Genomic DNA, 23331 nt, shown 5'->3' on the forward strand with positions numbered 1-23331 from the left:
ATGATGAGCTATCGGTTGGAAAAATACATAAGCCTCCTTTATATCTAACATAAATAATACTCATTATTTTCATACAATTATTGGCATTATAATTTAAAAGGAAGTTTAAGTACGTATTTTCAAATTTTGAAAAACATTACTTTATTGGAGGTAGAAATGACAAACATATGGATACTAGGGCTTGTTAGCTTTTTTACCGATATGGGAACGTATATGGTAACTTCATTAATCCCCATTTTGCTTGCCTCGTCCGGACCTTTTATCATTGGAGTGATTGATGGATTATCGGAGAGCTTAGCCAGTATTTTAAAATTATTCTCCGGCCGGCGTTCGGATCGTCTGAAGAATAGAAAAGGACTTGCTATCGTAGGGTATGGCTTATCCGGTGTAGGAAGAGTATTGCTGCTTATATCAAGCTCCTGGATCGGTGTTTTTATCTGGAAGCTTATAGATCGTACAGGGAAAGGAATTCGAACGGCACCGCGGGATGCGCTTATTTCGGAGTCCGGCGGAAAGAAAAAGCAAGGAAGAGTATTTGGTTTCCATCAAATGATGGATATGTTAGGTGCTTCAATCGGGATCGGAGCTGCTTATTTGATCTTACGAGCAAGTGGAGAACAGGACCTTAATGATGTATTTCTCTACTCTCTCATACCTGTAATTATTGGTTGGGTACTGTTATGGGGAATTAAGGAAAAGAAGAATGAACCTGAAAAAAAGGACCTTCCAGCAGCGGCAAAACCGAAGCTTGATTGGAAGCGGTTAAATCCGAACGTCAAAAAATTAATGGTTATTGTATTTCTGTTCACTATTGTAAATTCATCGAATTCATTCCTATTACTAAGAGCCGCAGATTTAGGTGTTTCAACTGCAAATGTTTTACTGCTATTTCTTCTCTTCCATCTTGTTGCGTCTTCTTTCTCTTATGTCTCTGGCGTGTTGTCCGATCGGTTCGGTCGAAGAATTCTGTTAACCGCCGGATATGGGCTATATGGAATTGTATATATAGGTTTTGCAGAAGTAAATACAACGATCGGACTCATTATTTTATTTATGCTTTATGGGCTATATTCAGCTTTTACCAAAGGGGTTGAAAAGGCTCTGGTTGCTGATTTAGCAAACCCGGAAAGTAAAGGAACTGCTCTTGGTTTTTATGCTATGATAACGGGGATTGGCCTATTTCCTGCTTCATTGCTAACAGGCTGGTTATGGCAATTATTTGGCGCTGAAGTTTCGTTCTTTATCAATGGGATCATCGCAATCATTGCATCGATTATGTTATTTCGAACACTCTCTTTTTCCGCTAGCAAATCAACTTAAAACATATCGTCATAACTACTTATTTGAAAAAGCCGCTTATCTTTTATATAAAAAAGAATGATATCGTAACTATGTCCATATTCAAAAAACGCGCCAGTACTCCTTAGTACTGGCGCTATTTTTGAGTTCTACAGAACTATGTTTCGACAACTTGCCTATTTCAGGAGATAACCGTCGTGCCCTTCCCTCTCACAACCCTGTGCCATTGAAACACGCTCATGAAGGACAGGAACAACAAACATGGTCGGGTCAGCCGGCGCGGCGGGAGCGGGAGCGAGCCAGAGTTAGCCCAGCGAGGACCATACTGATCAGCCCCATCACGATAGCAATGATGGCCCCGGCTCGCCCACTGCCGGTGCCGAAATCACCAGTGAATAGGGTCAGATGCAGCAGAGCGTAGGCTATCACAATCAGTCCCAGCACCGCGGCGACGATAGCCCCACGTCGACCGGAGCCCGTACCGATGCGACCGTTGGAGCGGGCAAGAGACAGCCCGCCGATGACCGCGCTGATCAGCCCTGCTACCGCGTCCATCGTGGCCCAGAGTCTCCCGGCGGTTAATCCGTATACGACATTCCCGTTGGTCACTTCAGCGGAGACAATAGTTGGAACAAATAGAAATGTACAAAGTATTACGAATGATACAAGCATCATTTTCATTTGATTCATTACTCCTCTTTGTTGAGTGTTTTCATTGCAGCACCGCACTCTTAATCGACATCACACACAATCAGCAACACATTCCCTTCGCCTTCAATATTATGTTTTCAATAAAATCGTTCCCCTCTCTTTTTTATTCTTCGTGACTTTTACTTTCCTTTCACAGCCAGTTTACACAACAAATGTCGAGAACTTATGCAGATCATCCTCTCTTTGCGTGGATTTCTTCAAGAACCTGTCAATTCGCGGTATAATCTCCGTAAGCGGTACACTGGAAGTTGATTAAAAGTGGAAAGATGTGATGGAATGGAACCGAAATTGTTACTTGCGGAGGATGAGCCGGGCATGCTGGAGGAGATGCAGACCTATCTGCAACGTGAAGGTTTCCGTATATTAACCGCGCGGACAGGCAAGGAAGCGCTGGTTATTGCCCGTTCGGAACGGCCAGATATCGTCGTGCTTGACTGGATGCTCCCTGAGAAAAGCGGCATTGACGTATGCCGCGAAATAAGGCAAACCTCGCATTGCGGCATTATTATGGTCACGGCGCGATCGGATGAATCGGATAAAATCGTCGGTCTGGAAATCGGCGCGGACGATTATTTGACGAAGCCGTTTAGCTTGCGCGAGCTCGCATCGCGCATCAGAGCTTTACTTCGACGCTTGAACGGACTGGAAGACAGATCGATGTTCTTGGAAAGAGACAACTTGATCATTTCCGAGGCAAAATGCCAGGTATTCAAAGATGGCAAGGAAATTCAACTGACGCCGACCGAATTCAAAATTTTATTCACTTTGGCGGCGCGTCCCGGAATCGTTTTTAGCCGCCTGCAGTTATTAAAAGCCGCGTTACAGGACGAGTATATGGGATATGAACGGACGATGGATTCGCATATCCGAAATCTCCGTAGAAAACTAGAGGATGATACAGGCAATCCCCGATATATCCAGACGGTATACGGCTTCGGATATCGATTCGGTGAATTATCATGACGATGACGGTACGACAGAAAATATTCGTCTCCATGGGACTGCTCGTTCTTATGATCGGTGGATCTCATATCGTAAATAATCAGGTTTACATGGAGTCTTTGTTTGATCAATTTAGTCAGGAAGAAATCGATACATCTTATTTGAATGCACTACCCGGGGAACAAATCGAGATCTTGAAGACATACGTTATAGGTAGGATGAAGCGTTTTTGGCTCGGAAATTGGGTGTTTTTCGTAACAATCGGGCTGTTCTTCAGTTTATGGATTTCGGGGGTCCTGACGCTTCCGCTAAGAAAGCTTATAACCGCTATCGAACGTGTTGCACGAGGCGATCTGGATGTGAACGTTCCCGTACAATCAAAAGACGAGTACGGCAAAGTAATCCAGACATTCAATGATATGACGCTCCGCCTCCGGGAAGCAGAGGACGGCCGTAGGCGGTTGGTAGCTGATGTCGCTCATGAGCTTCGAACTCCGCTTTCTATCATGCAGCTAAAATTAGAAAATGCTCAACAGCTCGGCCAATACGTCCCTGCTGAAATGCTGCTTAGACTTCATGACGAAGTGATACGGTTAGGCTTGCTTGTGGAAGATCTTCATGTCTTGTCTTTGGCTGAAGCGGGGCGGTTAGTATTGGATTGCAAACCTATAGATCTGGCCGCTAGACTTGAACAAATCGTGGATGATGTGAAAATGGAGGCGGAGGAGAACGGACTGGAAGTACAACTCTCTTCGAACACGATGCCTGTGGTGGTGATTGCCGACGCGAGAAGGATCACGCAGGTGTTCATCAATTTGTTAACCAATGCAATTCGCTACACGTCGGAAGGCGGAAAGATTTCGGTTGTAATTGAAGACAAGGTCATGGATCGGGATTCAGTCTATGCATGTGTCTCTGTGATAGACACTGGCATCGGTATTCCAGCCGAAGAGCTGGCCCACCTGTTTGATCGTTTTTATCGTGTGGAAAAGGCCCGTTCGCGGCATACAGGCGGAACCGGGCTCGGATTATCAATCGCCCACCATTTTGTCAAATTCCACGGAGGGTTCATTCGCGTTGTGAGTAACCCTGGTGAAGGTACGACATTTACCGTCTATTTGCCTTTGGGTAATGATATTTTAAACAAGATTGGATAAGCTAGAGAGAACATTAGGGATTCGGCCTCTACTCTTTCCACCAGGATCCAGTGTGTTTGTCAAATTTCAACCCAGAGACTATTTTCCATAAAGTTCAGGACTCTGGGGATTCCAAGTAAACCTCGGGTATTATAGGCAATCTGCTCGTCCTGCTCGCCCCACTCTCCCCTAGGAATAGGGACAAAAACAATAAATAAAGCCCAAGTGGGCTTTTCAGGCTGTCGAGAGAGTCTCGACAGCCATTCTTTATATTTACCACGTCACCGCGTTAATGTTGTATAAAATTAAGATATAACCGATCACGTTGGCGTCCAAAATAAACCTTAATAGAACATGCTGAGCCCCGTATGAGCCGAAATATCCGCTATGGCGTACGTCTTTTCCATGTCTGTCCTCCTTTTCTCAAGCCGCATCTGTGAATTCGGACCTGCTGCGAGTATAGTACAACCTGAACCATGGTTCAGGTCAAGCAGGCAAATTTTGAGTTCATTATAGATTACCCCGTTTGCGATGAATTAGGATCGCGCCTCTTGCTCAGACAATCCCTACGCTTGTGAAATGACATGCCTTTTTTCCATAAAGCCGCAACTCCTCTCTCAAGTGGTCTAACTAGCAAAATCCCCAGAAACGAATCTGTTTTCTCATTTTTACTTGATTACGTCTTAGAGCAGGCAAAAGCGGATTTTCTCAAAGTCCAATACAATACTGTGTTTTGGATATTGCTATATTTTTCATCATAGTGTATGATACACAGTATAAAATATATAGTGTATGACGCACAGTATGATGCACAAGAGGTGGAGTAATGAGCAGTTTACTGAGTTCACTGACGACGGAGTTGCGTAGAGGTACGTTGACATTAGCTGTATTAAGCCAGCTGCGAACGCCCAAATATGGATATTCGCTTGTTCAAATTTTGGAAGCGCGGGGGATCACGATTGACCAGAGTACATTGTATCCCCTGCTCCGCCGTCTGGAAAAGCAGGAGCTGGTGACAAGCAGCTGGGATACGTCGGAAAACAGGCCGCGGCGATATTATGAGTTGAGCGCATTCGGGACGGAGATTTATGAGCAGCTTTTGAAAGAATGGGAAGAAACAACCCGTGAACTGAACATTTTATTAAAAGGAGATGGTACCTATGAATCTGATTGACTTGTATATTCAAGAAGTAACGCGAAGGCTTCCTGAAAAAAATCGTGCAGACATCGCGCTGGAGCTGCGCTCGACGATTGAAGACATGCTCCCGGATGAATATTCCGAACAAGACGTCAATTCCGCGCTGCTGAAGCTCGGTGATCCGGCGATCCTGGCGAACGGTTACCTGGACCGTCCGATGCATTTAATCGGGCCGCGGTTTTATGATTTGTACATTCAGCTGTTAAAAATGATTGTGCCAATAGCTGCAGCGATTTCTATCGTATCCGTCATTGCGGAGAGTGTGATTGCCTACAAGGGAAGCGAAGCGGTGCTAAACATCATTCTGGACACGATTGGACATGGAATATGGTCGGTTTTGAGCGGAGCGATTCAAGTGTTTTTCTGGGTAACGATTGTATTTGCTATCCTGGAACGCACCTCGAATTCAAAATCCTTTGATTCCAGCTCCTACTTCAAGCCATGGAAGCCAGATAATTTACGCAAAATCCCTTTTATCCCCAAAGAAAGGGCGATCTCCAAAGGAGAAGTGTTCGGCAGCTTATTATGGACCACTATCTGGGCATCGGTTTATTTTAACGCGGCTCATCTGGTGGGGGTTTATGAGAAAGGGTCGAAAGGCCTTGTGTTCGTCACGCCTACTTTCAACCAGGAGGTGCTGCTCTCCTACTGGCCGCTGGTCGTCTTCGTTATCGCATTGGAAGCCGCAACGACGATTTATAAATGGACTACTGCGCAATGGACCAGAAAAGTAGCCTTGCTGAATGCCGCATTCCATCTCGTCTCTTCCATCATTTTCATTATCCTTATTAGTGATCCACTGCTGTTAAATACCGACTTTGTATCGTACATGACGGATTTATTTGCAATGACCGACGCATCCAAAAAGGGAATCTACGCTATGGCCGTCTTTATATTCGTTCTATTCGCTGTGATTGATGCCTATCAAGGCTTTCGCAAGGCAAATGGCTTCGGAAAGCAGCGCGTCCCTGCGTCAAAACTATAACCCTATATGCAATTGAAAAAGGATAGCTTAATCCAAGAATTCTTGGACTTGCTATCCTTTTTTTGCACTTCCGCTTTCGCATCATCTATATATTTCCCAACAAAGCGGGCAACTTGTTTTGATTTTCAGCAAGCCAACGCATTTCCTTTGCGAAGCGAACGGGAGGTACACTATGTTGAACCATGTTGGCATGTATCCACCATGTGCTTTCCATATACCACAACAACCTTAATGAAATTGTTAAGTAACCCTTTACCACGGTGCGTTCTTCGCTGTACCCTTCAATAAATGCTGAGGCAAGGGAGACATCTAAATTATCATCTAACGCACATGAAATAATAGCACGAGCAACATCAAGCTGCGGATAGTCATATCTTAGCCGATCAAAATCAAGAATTGCAGTTAATCGATTCTCATGAAATAGAAGATTATCGACCCAAAGGTCACGATGAGCCCAGCCTAATTGAAGTAATTCGAGTATTTCTATATTTATTTCTTCCGTTGCTCTGTGTTGAGTTTCTATATCATCGAGCAACTGGGTTTTACCAGCTTCCTTCGCCTGTTTCCAAACGGAGTTCCAGTGTGCTAAACGCTCCTCACGACTAGGAGGAATAAATTGTGGGCTTTTTTTAATACTAATGGTTCCATCATTTAATAATCGATGCATTTTTCCTGTTGCTCGACCTAAATCGTATATTTGATGCACATTGGTTTTACCTGGTGGAATTAGGTTGCCCTGGCAATATTCCATCACCATAAAGCGTTCTCCGTTATCAGTTTCAAGCAAAATCCTTTCATTATGAGATAGCAGCTTGGGACACGCAAGACCCTGGGCAAATAATCTAATCTGTTGAGAGAATGCAAACAATAGCGCCTCTGGATTATTCAATCTTCTTTTATTGTATTGTTTAAGTACAAATTGCCCTGAATCCGTTGTAACTATCCATTTTAAGTTTAACCACCCTCGTTTTATTGGAGTAGCTTCAAGTACGTTTACATTGAAGAGGCGATGGAATGTTTTTAGTAGATCATCTCGGATCATTTCTTCTGAGATCATTGTCTCCAATTGACCAACTCCTAAATTTACGTGTATAAGTTATATTCCTCGCAGGGCCCTTTGTAACCTCTCTTCTTAGTAATAATGAATGCTTTTCGTAAAAACTCCGCGAATTGATATAGTCACCTACCGCCACCCCTACTTACGCTCTTGACAGTGCGGTCTTGAAGGCATAAGAAAACCGCCTTTCCAGTGGAGGCGGTTCGTTCATTTTCTTTGAAAGTCCTTTGATAGAAAGAGCAAAATCCGACGGAATCTTCGGTCTCGTCATTACGGAAGACCAAGCCGACCAAGGCTACAGTATCGAGGCACAAATCGGATACTGATAATAATAACTTTTCCCGTACCGCATCTCGGCAAAATCAAGTATCAACTAGCTATGCAGCCCTCCCTCCAGCCGGGGACGGTGATGGCAGTGACCGATCGGGATTTGGACGAGGCTGGTTCGTCCTTGCATGGACATCCTATAGAGCTCATCGCACAATCCGGCCTGAAAGCCAAGAAGCGGACGCCCGCCCATGCCGAGTGCGGTTGCCGCCAGCAGCAAGCGCTGCAGGAGCATGCCGGCCTCCATCTGCTGGATGCGGTATCCTCTATACCCCAATTGGGGAATCAGATGTTCGTTGTCGCCGGCGATGTGCAGACAGATAGGTACTTGAAACAAATTGACGTTGTGCAATGTCATCCCCTTCTGCAGCCGGAGCCGATGATCACCGGCAAGCACGCGCCGGAGCGCGTGAGCAGCTGCATCATAGCGATAAGCGCCGTCCGGTATGCCTTCGACGTTATAGAAACATCCGTATAATGCGACACGAGTCGGAAGTGACTCGGCCACGCCGTCCAAATCGTTGCGATAAGCGAAGGAGACTACAGCTTCCTGCAATAGAGCGGCAAGCTGGTGCGCTGTTACACGGCCCAAGACAAATTCGCTTTCAGGCGAATGCCGTGCTCGGCTGGCTGCCGCTAGATCGAAGCTGAGCCGCTTCACTGATGGTAAATAGACAGTCTGAAGTCCGCTTTCCGCTCGATTGACGGGCTCGAACCGGCGAAACGTCGACAGCGAATCGATCGCAGTGGCTTCGTTCATCTGAGTCAACTGCAGAATCTGCTTAACCGACCTCGAACGCACATAATAATCATGCTGAACAGCCGGAAGCTCGCGGCAGAGCTCATCCGCTGTGACTTGCATCCGGTTACCGCCGGCATCTTCTATCCAAGCGATGTCGCGCTGCACCGAAAGAGGTACGACCGCAAATATGTTCTCCTCTGAACCGGATAGCCCGAGCAGATGGCCCACGGGTCGGTCCAGAAACCTGAAATGCACTCTAGATGCATAACCGAACCGTTTCGCAGCTTCCTGCATTTGCCCTAGCAGCACGCCTGAATCGAGCCCTTGCAGACGATAGGCAAAGGTGCTGTATTTGAAAGCATTTTTCCAAACCATCGTCGATACAAAAATAGCGCCGAAGCATGAAGATAGGTCACAGCGGTTGCCAAGAGCCCGGGTCAAGTACGAATCGAAACCGCCTTTGCGCAGCAGCACCAGGCGGTGATGCGCTGCATCGTAATGGTAAAGTCCGGGAACGCCGACTTCCGTGCGGAGATATACGTACAATTCGTTTGGGTACAACCCTCCTCCGGAAGGGACGAATCTGCGGTACGTCCGCATCGGAGACGCAAGAGAATAGCTTACTTGCGTCAGCCCATATACGTACCATAGATAATGGCCGATGTCTTTAAGGCTCGGTTCGACAGGCGTTACCCGTGCTTCTAGTGTCATCGGGATATCCGAGGACAGCGGAAGAGTCGGCAGGCCGCGATACAGCTTATACGCAAGCGGTGCATCATCCCAATCGACCTCCCAGCCGGGCAGCCCACTCACGTCGCCGTCGGCATGAAGCTGGCGAACAAACGCTTCCAGGCTCATTCTGCTTCCCCCAATCGCCATTTAATGATACCTCGGTTTGGCATAAGCCGACATCATCGGGGCTCAAGGGAACGGATGCGGATGAGCATTGAGCTCCTTCGGACGCAAAGGCCGATCCGTATACCCGAGCACTGCCGGCACTCGAAGCGCCCTTTCCAGTCCCGTTAACCTGGTAAAATGGTAACCGAACGTCATTGGCAGCATGCCGGGTATCAGCACTTTCACACAATGTAACCCGTTACGCTTTAATTCCGGTGTCGATTGGTCAACTACGATCACATCCATGTGCAGCTGGAGAATTTTACCGATCATGGCTCTTAGGTCTTCGGTCAAATCCCAGTGCTTCGGAGCGGGCTCAAATTCTTGAGAGAACGAGCGCATCGGCCGGTTTTCCTCCAGCAAAAAGCGCAGCCGCGGCTCCGCCTCCGGCAGGCTGTACAGCATGGAATGGTCCTCCATGCTCCGAACCAGCGAAGGATTGTGAAGCATCCGCATATAATCCTCCCGGTTCGCCTCGAATTTCTGGTCTAGTGTAAGCATCATCCCCGACAGCTCATGAACCGCCCCTTTTGCTGCCCGTACCGGGTCCGGGTGCGCTCCGGCAGCACAAACAAGGTTCAAGCCATTAGTCTTTCTATTTTTTGCCACTGCCCAAATGCTGGGAATGCCATGCTCCATCGTCGCATTAAACAAGAGCACGTCAAAACCGGCAACGGCCCGCAGCCGCTCAATCATCAGCGTCAGGTCGCGGTCACCGGCGGAGTATGGGTCTATGCGGGGAAGCGGCAGCTGTGCATACCATGTCAGCAAGAACGAATCGCGCTCCACGACCTCCAGTATCCCGTACATGATCGCTTCCTCCAAGCTTCCGCCCAGGGCGCAGCCATTGGATGTCTCGTACACAAAGCCTTGCCGGCAGGGAGAGCTGTAATACGCAAGCCACTGCGGAACCAAAATCGGGCGTTCTTGCGCAAAAGAGTATCCCCAGACCCAATCGGTCTCGGCATCAGGATCGAACGGCCTAAAGGGAAATCCAGGAAGCTCATACTGCTCCTTCGAATACAGCCCAACCGTCACGGGATCGAGCGCTTCGTCCGCTAGTTGCCTGTAGCTGCCGTGAACAACTGGCTGCTTGCCGCGCGGTGCCGTGCCGCAATACCGCTCCAAGCCCTCCAGAATAGCCGACAGCTCGCTATCTGCATAGCTGTTCGTCCTGCCGGCCGTCACCTCATCCTGCTCTAACATCGGAAGATTCACAGTTGCATCGGCTAAGGGCGAAACCAAATCCAGCATTTTTCCGTTAATAAATCCCATCTTGTAATCGAGATAGTCACGGGCAAGAAAAGCTTTCAGCTCTTGGAGCGATCGGCTGCGGTAGATGTTGTCTCCGACTTTCGGGGACGGCTTTAGCGATATCCGGGCTGCATCCCGCGAATCTTCGGGCAGACTTCCGCATATGGGACACAACGGGTCCGGTAGGAAGAAATGGCTGGAGCAATTCAACGTCTTCAGGTTGACCAGAACCACACGCTCTTCTGTACGGGAAGCGATACGCCGTAGCACGTTCCGCGATTCCTCCGCAAGCAGATGCGCCATATGCAGCAGCCCCGATCGTGATGCCCATGAGTCAGAGGGGCTTCCCCCGGTCTCCGTCAACCGCTGCTGCAGCCCCCACATTTCCCTGCGGTCGCGTCCTGCTAAAAGCTGCCGGGTATCGGCGCACCTGGAGCATCCAGACTTGCCTGGCCTGACGAGCGGCCCAACAACGCCTTCACCGAAGATGACGAAACCGCGAAGCCATGGAATGCCAGCAGCCTGCAGCACCCCTTCCGCCTCACGGTGATCGGCTGGATGCCAAGCATCATTCAGTACCAGGGCAAATTCCGCATCTTCCGGCAGCTCTTCTCTGATATGGGTCAAACGAACGATACGGCACTCGGAGATAAGCTCCCCACACACCAGCTCCGCCAGCACTCCTTCTCCGACAACGGCTACGACCGCGCTCATACTGCTCCCCCCTCTCCAAGCAGCACGCCGAAGACAGCAGCAGGACCATCAAGCAAAAACGGTTCCACCGCCAAATCAATGACGTAAACTTCCCGGCCGCTTAGTTTCAGCTTCCGCATCGCATCCTTGACCCCATCCAGACTCGCCTCCGACTCCTCGGCTGGGACGGACAGCTCCAGAGGGTTGCCCGAGCTAAGCAGCATGGTCTCCACCTCTACGGCTTGCGGCAAGCGGTATAGGGATCCGTTTTGCGCCTTCATCAGAGAGGCCTGCAGTGCCCTGCGCAGCGCCGTTGTCACGGTCAAGCCGGTGCCTGCGAACCATCCATCCTCCGTACCTATCCATATGACGGGAAAACCGCACACTTCCTCACCAAGCCCGATCGTCGGTGTGCCCCGCATCGTAGTCAGCGCCTGTAAATAAAACCTGCATGACTCGTCGTCAATCTGACCGAGCCGAACCCGAACGACAGTTGGCTTACGGTCTGTCGACCGCGCCTCCAAATGCTTCGTCAAACAAGCCTGCAGTCCGCGAGCAGCGCCTTCTGCGGCCGTCTCTCCGATACCGATGCCGATACACTGCTCGGTATTCACGAGAACTCCCGCAAGCTGAGATACATACGCCTCAAGCCCGGCGAGCCCCGCTTCACGACGCGCCTCCCTGTGCGTCATTCCCGAACAAACGATGTCCGGCAGCAGACCGGCGGGTCCGGCAGACAGCGGATCGGTTGTCTGAACGCGACATTGTGACAAGGGCAGCTGGCCAAGGTCCCCTTCTTCCCAGCTATGGAAAATTCCCGTTCGGTCCGAAGTCAGCTTACTGAAGTACGGAAACAACCCATTCACTGCGTCTTTCGGTCCATCCTGGAGCCGAAGCTCAACGTCATCTACCCAGCTAGCTGAGGCAGTGACTTTTCCGGCAGCAAGGGGATGCGGCAGTAATGAATGCCAGCTTCCTTCCAATGTCTCCAAATCAAGCAGATACAATGAGTTTCTCTGCTCCGGCTCGGCAGCTCCCGTCAGAGTCTTTAACAGCTCGAAAACGATCACATTCGCGAGCAGTGCCCCCGCCGTTGAGGAGAAGGCAAACCTCTCCGGATCTTTGAACACTTGGGACTTGTGGATGCGCCTCCACGCCGATTCCCAACTGACCGTACTCTCCGGCTGCAGGATAGGGCCCGCGATGCCGGCCTGATGCAGTCTCACGGCAGGAAGCAGCATTTTGCGTTCCGCTTGGCATGCCTTATGAAGAAGCTGGAGCTCCTCGCAATCACCCTGCTCAGACACGTAGAGGACCGCTTGGTACGGGCGCACGGCTTCCCTCCAACCGTCGGCATTCTTGTTCGACAGTACAGCTTCCTCGATCACCACCTCAGGGTCCGTCAAGCGGGCGTGCTCCGCCAAAGCCGTCAGCCGATGCCGATCCGTCGGCAGCGAATCCGTAATCAGCATTCGAAACCGAGTAAGGCCCGACTCAAGCAGCGACGACACAAGCGCGGAAAAGATCTGACCGGAGCCTACCGCGAGCACTTCAGCCTGCCGGTAGCACTGAAACCGGTAAGCGCCGGAATCGCCGAAGCTGTCGAGAAAAGCGATTTGCCCTGCATACCTGCGGACCGTTTGCTCCGAGAGAACGTGCGGGCGATCCTGGCTCACATCGCGCGCAAAGCCTTTTTCCCTCAGCACTTCCGCGATTTCGTACACTCGGTCCCTGTAAGGCCCGGATAGCCCGTCCGTCAATTCCTCCATTGTGTGCTCCCCGTTGAACATGGGGATGAGCTTTTCAAGCCATCGGTCAATCATCTCACCTTTCATTTGGAACGTGCCAACGTTGTTTCGGAAATAGACGCCGTCATTCTGATCCGGCAAAAAAAATGTATCCGCCTTTACCTGAAGGCGCGCAGACGAGGTCAATTTTGTCATCTCAGCCCTCCTAGCTATAAACGCTTTTCTACAATTTTCAATCTTCGTTCTACATTATATGTACTTCTATTTGTCCCTCATGTCATACATCATCTATGAGATAGAAAATCGCCCCTGCACAGCACTGTGCAGAGGCGATCGGTTTACTTTAATCATATGAGAGACGAAAGTGTCAGCCTTAGCGGCAGCGGTGGCCGCCACAAAATCCTGCGCAGTTATGACAACGAAAGCCGCCACAGAAGCCCCCGCAGCGAACGCCTCCGCAGAACCCGCCGCAAAATCCACCACAAACTCCGGCACAAAAAACTCCGCAAAATCCTGCGCAAAATCCGGCACAGACTCCAGCGCAAAATCCGACACAAAGACGAGAAGGATCTACAGGCACTTGGCCATTAGGATATTGTCCGGCATAATACTGAGCTTGCTGATCCCAAGGTGTCATTTCCGTTGCCTGGAACTGCGAAACATCCAACTGCTGAAGCTCATTTTGAAAATTAGTCATTTGATAAAACCTCCAGTAACTTTTTTTGATATCGACATGATTCCAACTTATGGGCGAAGCTCCGCGTTTGTTACTGAGTCAAAGACCTATTTTTTAGGCGTTTGTACCAACATCTAGACAAACAAAACAACAGCCCCCGGATATCCTCTGAGGGCCAATTTACATGAATATTCCAAATATAAGAACATACGTACCTATTTATAAACAAAAAAATAGCCCAGAAGTACTGGGAAAAAAGTATTATTAGGTATTGTCATGTCTCCTGCAGGAATTTCATTATTCCTGTACAATCGAACTTAGGCAAGTTGTATTGCGAATATTAAAGCTTCATCTATGAACAAATCAATGCTGCCAATAGTTATATAAGTGAACCGGACTGCCCAGTACCATTCCTCCACCGTGAATTGAATAGAGCGCTAAGCATTGAAAATCAAAACAATAACTTAGAATCGTTTTCGATATAAATAAACACTGATGAAGTAACTTCATCAGTGCCGTTTGCTGCTTATTTGCTGTAACCATCTCTAATCTATATCATTTACCAGGAAGGATACATCGCATTTGTTTATAAAAAAGATATGTGTCGCACCAAGTGCTCTATAAGTTTGTTTATTATATTTACGTCTTGTTATGACATAAATGCTTTCTACCCGCCAATTGCTGCACAATTGAATGAGGCGGCATGTCAGGGTGAAGCTATCCTCGAATAAAAATACTTTCCGTATCGGAAGATGAGGAGCATCGTCCCACTTGTTCCCATCCGATGTATCGACGGATATAATCTTTTTGACCCCCATTGCTTCCATTCGCTTCTTTCCAGAATGGCTGTTAACTATTGCGTAGTAACCGACTCCTCGCTCCCTCAGTTCGTTAATAAACTGTTTGCCTGCTTCGTTCGGGGCGGATACCAATACGCACTCCCCCAGAAAATACCTTAATCCGTTCATTTGTTCCCCCCCTCCGGAGGCAACAAAACTAAAGCATTGTAGAGTATTTCTATATAGCTGCTTGCTTATAAAGGTTTGCTGCCTCACCAGTTTGACGCTTACGAGGTTAGCTGTCGGATTCGGACGTGAGAGTCGCCCTACCTTCCATGCGGCCATGCCGGCATTTGAAGGATTCACCCCAAGAGACGGGCATCGAGATTCATGCCCGTCCTTCATGGTTCCCCCGCTTCCGTGAATCGGAACTCAGCATTAGAACTACTATTCGCATATTATTTTATTTCGAATTTATTAATTCTATATTATCAGATTTTCTATTCATGCCTCACGCGATGCGATAAACCCTGGTCGCGGCTTCATGCCGGAGAAGGGCTCTACCAGCTTATTCTCAACACTATTAAAGACAAGAAAGATATTACTTCGGGGCATCGGAGAAATGTTCGAGCTGGATCCGTGCATCAGATTGCAGTCGAACAGCAGCACGGAGCCTGCTTTGCCGACAGGAGCGACAATACCGCCTTTCTCGGTCAACCAACGCATGCTGTCATGATCAGGCACGCCATACTGCTGCTTCCTTAGAGATTGTTTGTAGTGATCGTCGGGAGTCTGGCCGGTGCAGGCTATGAAGTGGCGATGGGATCCCGGTATGACCATGAGCGGACCGTTGAAGAAATAATTGTCCTCTAGTGCAATAGAGCAGCTTAGCGCCCGCATTCGCGGCATTCCGTCCTCTACATGCCATGTTTCAAAATCGGAATGCCAGTAAAACTCTTTTCCTGTAAATCCCGGCTTAAAATTAATGCGCGATTGATGAACATAAACGTCGCTGCCAAGGATTTGCTTGACGACCGCAAGGAGCCTATCGTGCACTGCAAGCTGATGAAATACCCCGCTATCCCGATGAACGGCAAACACGGAGCGAACCTCTTCGCTATCGGGTTCACGGATGACCTCCGGTTTGTTGTTGTCACTGCCCGCTTCCTGCCAAATCTTCTTCAGTTCTTCACGCATGGCGGCAACTTCTTCTTGAGTAAAAAACTCTTCCAAAAACAAATATCCGTCCTGTTCATAACCGGAAAGCTGCAATGCATTAATAACTTGTTGATTGATTATGTGATTATACACCACCGGATCCACACGATCGAGGATTTGCGGTTCCGATTGAATTCGCGACGGATAGGCATCGGGCTCTCCGAGAGGATAAGCTCCGCTCTCATCGTGAACCTCCTTGCCTGTGCAAGGGGGATTGAAAACGCAAACGACTCTCAGGTCCGTCTTGCTTCGCAGTCTGTGCTTCTCGTGGCCATTCAAGACGTACAACGTGCCTGGTGTTACGGGATAGGTCTTATTCTCATCCAGAACATCGATTTCACCTTCACCCTCAATGCAGTAAACCGCTTCAATGTGATTTTTGTACCACATATCCGTTTCGGTTCCAGCCTTCATCGTCGTATCGTGAAGCGAGAACCCGACACCGTCCTTACGCAACAGCAGACGCCGGCTGACCCAAGTGGCCGCATCCACATCATGCTCCGTACCTAATACCTCATCCAAATGCCTTACGATCATATCGAGAATCCTCCTTGTTCTGCCGTTATATGAGTTTTATTCGCTCTTTTCGGTAGTACTCGGCTACTTCTTCCATGCTATCGCCAAGAATGCCTAAACCTCGCTGCAACGAGTACTTATCGATGATCAAAGGTGGCATAATTTTGGCTACCTCGCTATCGGTGCCGGACGTCTCCATGATAAGTCCGCGACGGAAGGCGGCGGCACATATCTCTCCAGCCATCCCTTCCATAGGGAACATGATCCCCTGGATTAGCCCGCGTCCCCTCCATTCGCCCTTCAATTCTGGAAATTGGGATATCAGCCCCTTCAATCCGTTCTCCAGCTGCTTGCCTTTCTCAATGACCGAGGCGGCGAAGTTCTCCTTTTCCCAATAACGAAGCGCTTCTGCGGCGCACACGAAAGCCAGATTATTGCCGCGGAACGTTCCATTGTGCTCGCCAGGAGCCCACTGGTCGACCTTCGGGTCAAGAAGTGTTAACGCCATCGGCAGGCCAAATCCTCCTATTGATTTCGACAGACAAACAATATCCGGGGAGATACCGAAGGGCTCGAAGCTGAAGAACGGTCCCGTTCGGCCGCAGCCCATCTGAATGTCGTCAATGATTAGAAGGATGCCGTATTTCCGGCAAAGTGTCTCCAGCTTTTGCAGCCATTCGCCGTTTGCTGTATTTAGTCCGCCCTCACCCTGAAGCGTCTCTACAATGACCGCAGCTGGAAGAGATACGCCGGAACCGCTGTCGCTCAAATAATTTTCGAAATAGGCGATTGAGTCGACCCCTGGTCCCATATAACCGTCATAGGGCATGATAGTCGCATTGTGCAGCGGGACTCCGGCGCCCTGACGCTTAAATTTGTTCCCTGTAACGGCCAGAGCCCCTAGAGTCATGCCATGAAAGGCATTCGTAAAGCCAACCACGTTCGTACGTCCCGTCACTTTCCGTGCAATCTTCAACGCCGCCTCAACCGCATTCGTTCCCGTCGGTCCCGGAAACATGATTTTGTAGTCTAGCTTTCTCGGTTTCAGAATGACCTCTTGAAACCGTTCGAGGAAATGCCGCTTTGCTTCCGTTGCCATGTCCAGACTATGACTTATACCGTCTTCAAGAATGTAGCGGATCAGCTTCTCTTTCTGCATTACATTGTTATGGCCGTAATTTAATGCTCCTGCCCCTGCGAAAAAATCGAGGTATTCCTTGCCCTCCGTATCCCATAATTTGCATTCAGAGGCTTTACTGAACACGACGGGAAACGACCGGCAATAGCTTCTTACCTCGGATTCCATGCTTTCAAAAACGGTTAGGGAGTTATCCGCAGATATCGATTGTCTACTGATCATTGGCTCCTCCTCCTTTGATTCGGTTGATATTTCTAGATCCAAGCGTGATTCGGATCAGAGGTTCATCTTCATGTCCGGCTTCGGGAAACAGCGATGCCGGGAAGCCTCCTTCCACCGTCTCGCAGACAGTGTTTCTTGATTGGGCTGCCGTCTCGAACAATCGGTGCGACGCCCGATTGCCCGGAGACACGGTTGCTTCCAGCCGGGAGGCCTTACGAACGGCAGGCAGTTCAAGTAATGATTGCAGCAATCTTGTGGCGATCCCCTGCCCCCTCTCTTCCGAAGTGACACCGATCTGCCAGACGAATAAGGCTGATGGGTCGTCAGGCTGAACGAACGAGGTCACAAAGCCTACTATTTGCCCGTCTTTCTCCGCCACCAGGCACGTATCGGCAAAATATCGGAACAATAAGAGATACAAATAGGAAGAGTTTGGGTCCAGAGTGCCAATATGTTTGACAAGATGCCAAACAGCATTTGCATCCTCGATTGACGGAGGGCGAATGTTAACCCTCTCTTGCTCCGGTACGTGCTTCATCGGCCGGACTCCTTTCCCATGCCGCTGCGGAAGCGAGATAAAAACATTTGCAGTCTCTCGCTTTGAGGACGTTCAAATATCTCTTCAGGCGTCCCTTGTTCTACGATAAGTCCGCCGTCGGTAAAAATTACGCGGTCTGCGACATCACGCGCAAAATCCATCTCATGCGTAATCAGCATCATTGTCATGGATCCGTCCTCAGCAAGCTCCTTAATAACTCTCAGAACCTCGCCGACAAGCTCGGGATCTAATGCTGATGTCACCTCGTCGAACAGCATCACTTGCGGTTTCATAATCAAGGCTCTCGCAATAGCAGCACGTTGCTTTTGGCCTCCTGATAACCGTATCGGATATTCTTCCGCTTTATCCTTAAGCCCAACCTTGTCGAGAAGCTCCAGTGCCTCCGTAATCGCTTGTTCCTTAGGTATTTTCAGCACAGAAATCGGTGCTTCCGTCACATTGCGAAGAATCGTCATGTGGGGAAATAAATGAAAATGCTGAAACACCATCCCGATCGAGCTCCGGACACGATGGAGATGCTTCTCATCCGCACGGATAAGCCGCCCTCTCACGATTCGATGCCACAGATGCTCTCCATTAACCTCGACGGTTCCTTCTGTCGGGTGCTCCAGAGTCATTAGAATCCGGGCAAGAGTGGTTTTACCGGATCCGCTCGGTCCTATGACTGCCACCTTTTCACCAGCATACAAGTCCAAATCGATTCCCTTGAGCACTTCCAATTCCCCATACGACTTTCGGACTCCCCGGTATCTCACGATGGGATCGGATCGGGTTTCCATTGCTCCTGAGGTCATGGTTACTTCCGGAATAAGCATCCTATCGCCCCCTTTTACTCACTTGCGCGCCAAACGTATTTCCAGCCTCTTAAGAAGTAGAGAAGATATACAGCTCATGATGAGAAACAACAAGCCCACCAAGGTGAATGCTTCTATGTAGCGAAACGATGCCGAGCCTAATGATTTCGCTGTCTGCAGCATTTCCACTAAAGTTACGGCTGAAAGGATCGGCGTCTCCTTAAACATGACTATCAAATAATTTCCCATAACCGGAAGTACTGGAGGCAGCGCTTGCGGCAGAATAAGTCTGAGCCATGTTTGCTGTGGGGTAAAATTTAACGCCTTCGCCGCCTCCCACTGACCGCTCGGAACAGCCTCGATCCCGGACCGGTACACTTCTGCCAGATAGGTGGCATAATGAATGCCTAAACCGATCACGCCAGCCGTGAATGGAGATAACGAGATCCCATACATCGGCAAAGCATAGAAAACGAACAACAGCTGGATCAACAGCGGTGTTGACCTGATCAATTCGGCCAGAAAGGACACCGATTGCGATATCGCTTTATGCTGTACTCGTTTTCCCAAAGTGATGGGCAGCGCCAGAAGCATGGCTAGGATGAATCCGAATAAAGCTGCTCCCACTGTTACCGGTACGACCTCCAGCAGCTTTGGCAATATGCTCCAAGCGTATTCCCAATTCCATTTCAACATCATGACCTCCCCACAACAAAACGTCGCTCCAGCAATCGAATGATGCGGGTCATGAGCTGGGCAATACCGAAATAGATTAACAGAATCAATATCAAGATAAGCGTTGTCCGGGACATATCGTACGACCGCAGCATCATGCCCTGGTATGTCAATTCCGCCAGAGTGATGAGAGACACCAGGGAGGTGCCCTTCAAAAGCTCTATTTGAAGATTTCCGAAGGATGGCAGTGCCATTGCCAATGCCTGCGGACCGATGATACGACGCATCCGCATCCATGGAGTCATATTAAGGGCAATGGACGCTTCCGTCTGACCTCGAGGTATGGCAAGAATAGAGCTTCGGACAATTTCGGAGCCATATGCGCCGTAATTCAGCCCAAGCGCTAGCACAGCTGCCGTCATGGCATTTACACGAATATCCAGCAGCAGCGGAAATGCGAAATAGAGCCAGAATAGTTGTACAAGCAAGGAAGTACCTCGGAACGTTTCTACATAAAGGGCGGTGATCCATTGAAGCGGCCGCAGCGGGGACAACCTTGCCAATCCCGCTGCTATGGCAAGAACAAGAGCAGCAGCGGTTGAGAGGCAGGTTACTTCTATGGTAATGACCGTTCCTCTCCATAGAGCCGGAAGCAGTTCAACCATCAACATCATCGCCTTCCATTGTTGTTAACCAGACTGCTAGTTAGTCAGCTCCGTGGCAGTCATTTTGCCGGGGAGCTCCTCTTCGGTAAAACCGAAGGGTTTTAGAATAGTAAGCAGCTCTCCGGAGGATTTCAGCTTCTCCAATTCCTCGTTGTAAGCTTTTACAAAGTCATCGTCACCCATCCGAAACGCCGCTGCTCCATACCCCCGTACGCTTTTTCCGTCTACCGTAGGCTGTTCGAAGTCTTTAACGCGTTCAAGCTTATCGTCTTTGGCTGAATCCAGCATCGCCTGAAGAGAAGGACCTGTCATCGTGACAACCTGTACCCGGTCGGATTGCAGGGCCGAGATCGCTGACGGCTGATCAGGTACTGTGACGATTTGATTTTTAGCCACACCTGATTTCGTTAAATATTGCTCTTCAATTGCGCCAACCATTACAGCCACCTTCACATCCTGCTTGGAGGCAATATCTTTGTAGCTGTGGATCCCCTTCGGATTTCCTTTTTGAACGGCAATCGCTTCGCCAATACTGTACTCCGGATTGGCAAACAGCACTTCCTTGCCGCGCTCCGGAGTAACGAACATACCGGCTGTAATAATATCGAAGCGCTCTGCTTTCAAACCTGGGATTAATGAACCGAACTCGGTCAATACCCCGTTCATCTCTTTGATCCCGAGCTTTGTTATTATGGTTCTTGCTACTTCCACGGCTTCTCCCGTCAGCTTCCCATCTGGGGTGGCATAAGCATACGGCTTTTCATTAGCGAAACCGACGGTGATGAACCCTTGTTTCTTTGCCTTATCCAGCGTAGATTCCCCTGCACTCTGCTGAACATTCCCAGTCGTTCCTCCGTTGACCGGTTTCGCGTTGTCTTTGCTGCAGCCGGCAACAGCTACTGAACTGAGCAGAACTGCAAGTAGTATTCTTAACCCTCTTTTCATTCGTGCGCTCCCTTCAATTTGTTGCTTGTTTGGGGCCCCATATAAGGGTAACATGGTCCTAATACTATACTCACCTCTGTTCTAGTCCCCTCAGGTCACTTGAGCCCCCCTCTCCTACCGATATCCCAGATTAGAGCCGATATATGGAAAAATCCTCCCCTATCCTCAGGATTCCTGATAAATACAAATTGTCATTTTGGTTCAATAATCGTCATATTCAAATGATTATGGTTATTTTTACTTCTAAATCTTGTGATATTGCTAATTCATTTCGAATATCGCGGTTTTAGTGAATGAAATTTAAAAAAATCACTGTGTTAAGAATAATTTAATGTTCCATTATTAGGTTGACCCTCTTACTTATCATCCGTATAATAAAGACACGCTTAATTTCCGATTCTCCAATCGGAAAGCGGGGGAACCAATTTTTAGGGGCGAATCGATGCTCTAACAGTATCGTAGGGAACCATCTTTCCCAAGTCCGTCAGCTAACCTCGTCAGCAGTAGATGGGTCAATAGTTCCGATATATCGGTGTTACGAGACCCTTATTTGGGTCTTTTTAATTTGGCCCTGAACAGGCAAAGGTGTATGTCCCTTTGCTTACAGGGTCATTTTTATTTTTCAAATACAAGGAGGAATCGCAATGCCTCAGCCGAAGTACATCACCGATATTGACAGGATCAAGTGGATACCGGAGCAAGAAAGGAACCGGCTCAAGCAAATCACAGAAAAATTCGTGTTTCGGGTCAATGATTATTATCTTAACCTCATCGATTGGAGCGATCCTGACGATCCGATTCGTAAGCTGGTCATTCCGAACGAAGGAGAGCTCTTGGAATACGGACGTTGGGATGCATCCGATGAAGATACCAATTATGTCGTCCCCGGCTGCCAGCACAAATATCGTACAACGGCGCTTCTCATTGTTTCGGAGGTGTGCGGCTCTTATTGCCGGTACTGCTTCCGAAAGCGGCTTTTCCGTAATGACGTGAAGGAAGCGCTGTCGGATGTGGAGCCGGGGCTTCGTTATATCGCCAAGCATCCAGACATCAATAATGTGCTGCTAACCGGCGGAGACAGCTTAATTCTGGCTACGCCAAAGCTAAGGGGGATTATACAACGGTTGCGTGAGCTGGACCATGTGAAGATAATCCGGCTCGGATCGAAAATCCCTGTTTTCAACCCCATGCGGATATATGAAGACGAGGAACTGCTTGAGACGATTCGTGAATATTCAACGCCGGAAAAGCGCATTTATGTAATGGCTCATATTAATCATCCTAGGGAAATCACTGAGGAGGCAAGGAAAGGGTTTCAAGCGCTGCATGAGGCTGGAGCCATAGTTGTGAATCAAACACCTGTGCTTAAGGGCATTAACGATGATCCGGCCGTACTTGGAGAACTATTGGATCAATTGTCATGGGCAGGTGTCACGCCCTATTATTTCTTTATCAATCGCCCGGTAGCTGGTAATAAGGAATTTGTGCTGCCTTTGCAGCAAGTTTATCGGATAGTTGAAGAAGCTAAGGCGCGGACATCCGGTTTAGGCAAGCGTGTTCGTCTATCCATGAGCCATACCTCTGGGAAGATCGAGATCGTAGCCATCGAGAATGGGAAGGCATATTTAAAATACCATCAGTCGCGTGATGAACAGTACGGTAAATTTATGGTGCTCGATTGCCCGGATGATGCCGCTTGGTTTGACGATCTCCCTGGCAGCGAAAATTTCTGGATCAAGCCCAGTAAAAAGACGGAAGCTGTCGTATCCGTAAATGAGCTTCCGGATATGCCGCAAGATTTGAGAGCATTTCGGAATGCGTAACAGCCGGCTCTTTTGGCGCTAAAGTTAAACCGTCAGGATAAGCTGATTTTGAATTAGGTCACGTTCATGTTGTTATATTTTACATCCCAAGGCTTGGGCTGAAGCACTTATAAAATACTTATCGTAACGCAGCCCTTTAGTCCAATAAATAAGCAGGTTGCTGGGCAACCTGCTTATTACTGACTATTAAACTATCTATCCTTTTACACACAACCCTTGCATCCAAGCTGTCCCCTATCACCTATATTACAAAGTGTAGAATTCAAGCCAGCAAACAGATGCTTTTGAACGATCCGGACATGTCCGTCAAAGAGGTTGCTATCAGCTCCGGA

Annotated in this window: 18 protein-coding genes, 1 pseudogene and 2 riboswitches; of the genes and pseudogenes, 6 read left to right on the forward strand and 13 right to left on the reverse strand. The window is 48.8% G+C overall.

Annotated features, from left to right (window positions below):
* Nucleotides 1–156 precede the first annotated feature (156 nt).
* Nucleotides 157–1320, forward strand: a complete 1164-nt coding sequence (locus DVH26_RS21505) for an MFS transporter (protein WP_239625208.1) — start codon at nucleotides 157–159, stop codon at nucleotides 1318–1320.
* Between the two features lie 249 nt (nucleotides 1321–1569).
* Here DVH26_RS21505 and DVH26_RS21510 read toward each other — a convergent pair whose 3' ends face one another.
* A complete protein-coding gene (locus tag DVH26_RS21510) occupies nucleotides 1570–2028 on the reverse strand; it encodes a DUF6223 family protein (RefSeq protein WP_239625211.1) in 459 nt (152 codons plus the stop codon).
* A gap of 258 nt (nucleotides 2029–2286) precedes the next feature.
* On the opposite strand from DVH26_RS21510, the gene DVH26_RS21515 reads away from it, so the two are divergent.
* The 4 genes from DVH26_RS21515 to DVH26_RS21530 all read left to right on the forward strand — a co-directional run bounded on the left by DVH26_RS21515 (nucleotide 2287) and on the right by DVH26_RS21530 (nucleotide 6271).
* A complete protein-coding gene (locus DVH26_RS21515; RefSeq protein WP_239625213.1) occupies nucleotides 2287–2973 on the forward strand; it encodes a response regulator transcription factor in 687 nt (228 codons plus the stop codon).
* The gene (locus DVH26_RS21520) at nucleotides 2970–4109 is read left to right on the forward strand and encodes a sensor histidine kinase (RefSeq protein WP_239625215.1); all 1140 of its coding nucleotides are present in this window, start codon (nucleotides 2970–2972) and stop codon (nucleotides 4107–4109) included. Before DVH26_RS21515 ends, DVH26_RS21520 begins: the two co-directional genes overlap by 4 nt.
* Before the next feature lie 805 nt (nucleotides 4110–4914).
* Nucleotides 4915–5262, forward strand: a complete 348-nt coding sequence (locus DVH26_RS21525) for a PadR family transcriptional regulator (RefSeq protein ID WP_239625217.1) — start codon at nucleotides 4915–4917, stop codon at nucleotides 5260–5262.
* A complete protein-coding gene (locus tag DVH26_RS21530; RefSeq protein WP_239625219.1) occupies nucleotides 5249–6271 on the forward strand; it encodes an HAAS signaling domain-containing protein in 1023 nt (340 codons plus the stop codon). The genes DVH26_RS21525 and DVH26_RS21530 overlap by 14 nt, the downstream gene beginning before the upstream one ends.
* Before the next feature lie 85 nt (nucleotides 6272–6356).
* Here the strand turns inward: DVH26_RS21530 and DVH26_RS21535 are convergent, their stop codons facing one another.
* The 12 genes and pseudogenes from DVH26_RS21535 to ehuB form a co-directional block, all read right to left on the reverse strand.
* Nucleotides 6357–7337, reverse strand: coding sequence for a phosphotransferase (locus tag DVH26_RS21535; protein WP_239625221.1), 981 nt, complete (start codon nucleotides 7335–7337; stop codon nucleotides 6357–6359).
* A gap of 364 nt (nucleotides 7338–7701) precedes the next feature.
* On the reverse strand, nucleotides 7702–9255 hold the full coding sequence (locus DVH26_RS21540) for a SagB family peptide dehydrogenase (protein ID WP_239625223.1): 1554 nt from the start codon (nucleotides 9253–9255) through the stop codon (nucleotides 7702–7704).
* A gap of 63 nt (nucleotides 9256–9318) precedes the next feature.
* Nucleotides 9319–11262: a TOMM precursor leader peptide-binding protein gene (locus DVH26_RS21545; RefSeq protein WP_239625226.1), complete on the reverse strand. Its 1944-nt coding sequence runs from the start codon at nucleotides 11260–11262 to the stop codon at nucleotides 9319–9321.
* Entirely contained in the window at nucleotides 11259–13184 is a 1926-nt protein-coding gene (locus DVH26_RS21550; RefSeq protein ID WP_239625228.1) for a putative thiazole-containing bacteriocin maturation protein, read from the reverse strand. Before DVH26_RS21550 ends, DVH26_RS21545 begins: the two co-directional genes overlap by 4 nt.
* A gap of 1529 nt (nucleotides 13185–14713) precedes the next feature.
* Nucleotides 14714–14892: riboswitch (cyclic di-AMP (ydaO/yuaA leader) on the reverse strand.
* A gap of 56 nt (nucleotides 14893–14948) precedes the next feature.
* Entirely contained in the window at nucleotides 14949–15767 is an 819-nt protein-coding gene (gene thpD, locus DVH26_RS21555; protein ID WP_345774074.1) for an ectoine hydroxylase, read from the reverse strand.
* Nucleotides 15768–15818: 51 nt separating this feature from the next.
* A pseudogene (locus DVH26_RS21560) lies at nucleotides 15819–16199 on the reverse strand (ectoine synthase); the annotation flags it as partial.
* 25 nt (nucleotides 16200–16224) lie between these two features.
* A complete protein-coding gene (gene ectB / locus DVH26_RS21565; protein WP_239625231.1) occupies nucleotides 16225–17538 on the reverse strand; it encodes a diaminobutyrate--2-oxoglutarate transaminase in 1314 nt (437 codons plus the stop codon).
* The gene (ectA, locus tag DVH26_RS21570; RefSeq protein ID WP_239625233.1) at nucleotides 17528–18076 is read right to left on the reverse strand and encodes a diaminobutyrate acetyltransferase; all 549 of its coding nucleotides are present in this window, start codon (nucleotides 18074–18076) and stop codon (nucleotides 17528–17530) included. Before ectA ends, ectB begins: the two co-directional genes overlap by 11 nt.
* A complete protein-coding gene (ehuA, locus tag DVH26_RS21575) occupies nucleotides 18073–18912 on the reverse strand; it encodes an ectoine/hydroxyectoine ABC transporter ATP-binding protein EhuA (protein ID WP_275590419.1) in 840 nt (279 codons plus the stop codon). Before ehuA ends, ectA begins: the two co-directional genes overlap by 4 nt.
* A gap of 18 nt (nucleotides 18913–18930) precedes the next feature.
* The gene (ehuD, locus tag DVH26_RS21580; RefSeq protein ID WP_239625235.1) at nucleotides 18931–19590 is read right to left on the reverse strand and encodes an ectoine/hydroxyectoine ABC transporter permease subunit EhuD; all 660 of its coding nucleotides are present in this window, start codon (nucleotides 19588–19590) and stop codon (nucleotides 18931–18933) included.
* Nucleotides 19587–20231: an ectoine/hydroxyectoine ABC transporter permease subunit EhuC gene (ehuC, locus tag DVH26_RS21585; RefSeq protein WP_481857533.1), complete on the reverse strand. Its 645-nt coding sequence runs from the start codon at nucleotides 20229–20231 to the stop codon at nucleotides 19587–19589. The genes ehuD and ehuC overlap by 4 nt, the downstream gene beginning before the upstream one ends.
* Nucleotides 20232–20267: 36 nt before the next feature.
* Nucleotides 20268–21176 (reverse strand): ectoine/hydroxyectoine ABC transporter substrate-binding protein EhuB, encoded by a 909-nt coding sequence (gene ehuB / locus DVH26_RS21590; RefSeq protein WP_239625239.1) that lies wholly within the window; start codon nucleotides 21174–21176, stop codon nucleotides 20268–20270.
* A gap of 373 nt (nucleotides 21177–21549) precedes the next feature.
* Nucleotides 21550–21694, forward strand: a riboswitch (cyclic di-AMP (ydaO/yuaA leader).
* A 126-nt stretch (nucleotides 21695–21820) separates the two neighbouring features.
* Between ehuB and DVH26_RS21595 the strand changes: the two genes are divergently transcribed.
* Nucleotides 21821–22999, forward strand: coding sequence for a KamA family radical SAM protein (locus DVH26_RS21595; protein ID WP_239625241.1), 1179 nt, complete (start codon nucleotides 21821–21823; stop codon nucleotides 22997–22999).
* Nucleotides 23000–23331: the final 332 nt, after the last annotated feature.

Origin of the sequence: Paenibacillus sp. H1-7 (assembly GCF_022354825.1) — a bacterium.
In the GTDB taxonomy this organism is placed as follows: Bacteria; Bacillota; Bacilli; order Paenibacillales; family NBRC-103111; genus Paenibacillus_S.

Bases quoted from the DNA above. Each gene is read 5' to 3' on its own strand.
- DVH26_RS21515 (WP_239625213.1), top strand. From the start codon at position 2,287: ATGGAACCGAAATTGTTACTTGCGGAGGATGAGCCGGGCATGCTGGAG.
- ehuB (WP_239625239.1), bottom strand. From the start codon at position 21,176: ATGAAAAGAGGGTTAAGAATACTACTTGCAGTTCTGCTCAGTTCAGTA.
- ectA (WP_239625233.1), bottom strand. From the start codon at position 18,076: ATGAAGCACGTACCGGAGCAAGAGAGGGTTAACATTCGCCCTCCGTCA.
- DVH26_RS21520 (WP_239625215.1), top strand. From the start codon at position 2,970: ATGACGATGACGGTACGACAGAAAATATTCGTCTCCATGGGACTGCTC.
- ehuC (WP_481857533.1), bottom strand. From the start codon at position 20,231: ATGGTTGAACTGCTTCCGGCTCTATGGAGAGGAACGGTCATTACCATA.
- ehuD (WP_239625235.1), bottom strand. From the start codon at position 19,590: ATGATGTTGAAATGGAATTGGGAATACGCTTGGAGCATATTGCCAAAG.
- ectB (WP_239625231.1), bottom strand. From the start codon at position 17,538: ATGATCAGTAGACAATCGATATCTGCGGATAACTCCCTAACCGTTTTT.
- DVH26_RS21525 (WP_239625217.1), top strand. From the start codon at position 4,915: ATGAGCAGTTTACTGAGTTCACTGACGACGGAGTTGCGTAGAGGTACG.
- DVH26_RS21505 (WP_239625208.1), top strand. From the start codon at position 157: ATGACAAACATATGGATACTAGGGCTTGTTAGCTTTTTTACCGATATG.
- DVH26_RS21595 (WP_239625241.1), top strand. From the start codon at position 21,821: ATGCCTCAGCCGAAGTACATCACCGATATTGACAGGATCAAGTGGATA.
- DVH26_RS21540 (WP_239625223.1), bottom strand. From the start codon at position 9,255: ATGAGCCTGGAAGCGTTTGTTCGCCAGCTTCATGCCGACGGCGACGTG.
- DVH26_RS21550 (WP_239625228.1), bottom strand. From the start codon at position 13,184: ATGACAAAATTGACCTCGTCTGCGCGCCTTCAGGTAAAGGCGGATACA.
- DVH26_RS21545 (WP_239625226.1), bottom strand. From the start codon at position 11,262: ATGAGCGCGGTCGTAGCCGTTGTCGGAGAAGGAGTGCTGGCGGAGCTG.
- ehuA (WP_275590419.1), bottom strand. From the start codon at position 18,912: ATGCTTATTCCGGAAGTAACCATGACCTCAGGAGCAATGGAAACCCGA.
- DVH26_RS21530 (WP_239625219.1), top strand. From the start codon at position 5,249: ATGAATCTGATTGACTTGTATATTCAAGAAGTAACGCGAAGGCTTCCT.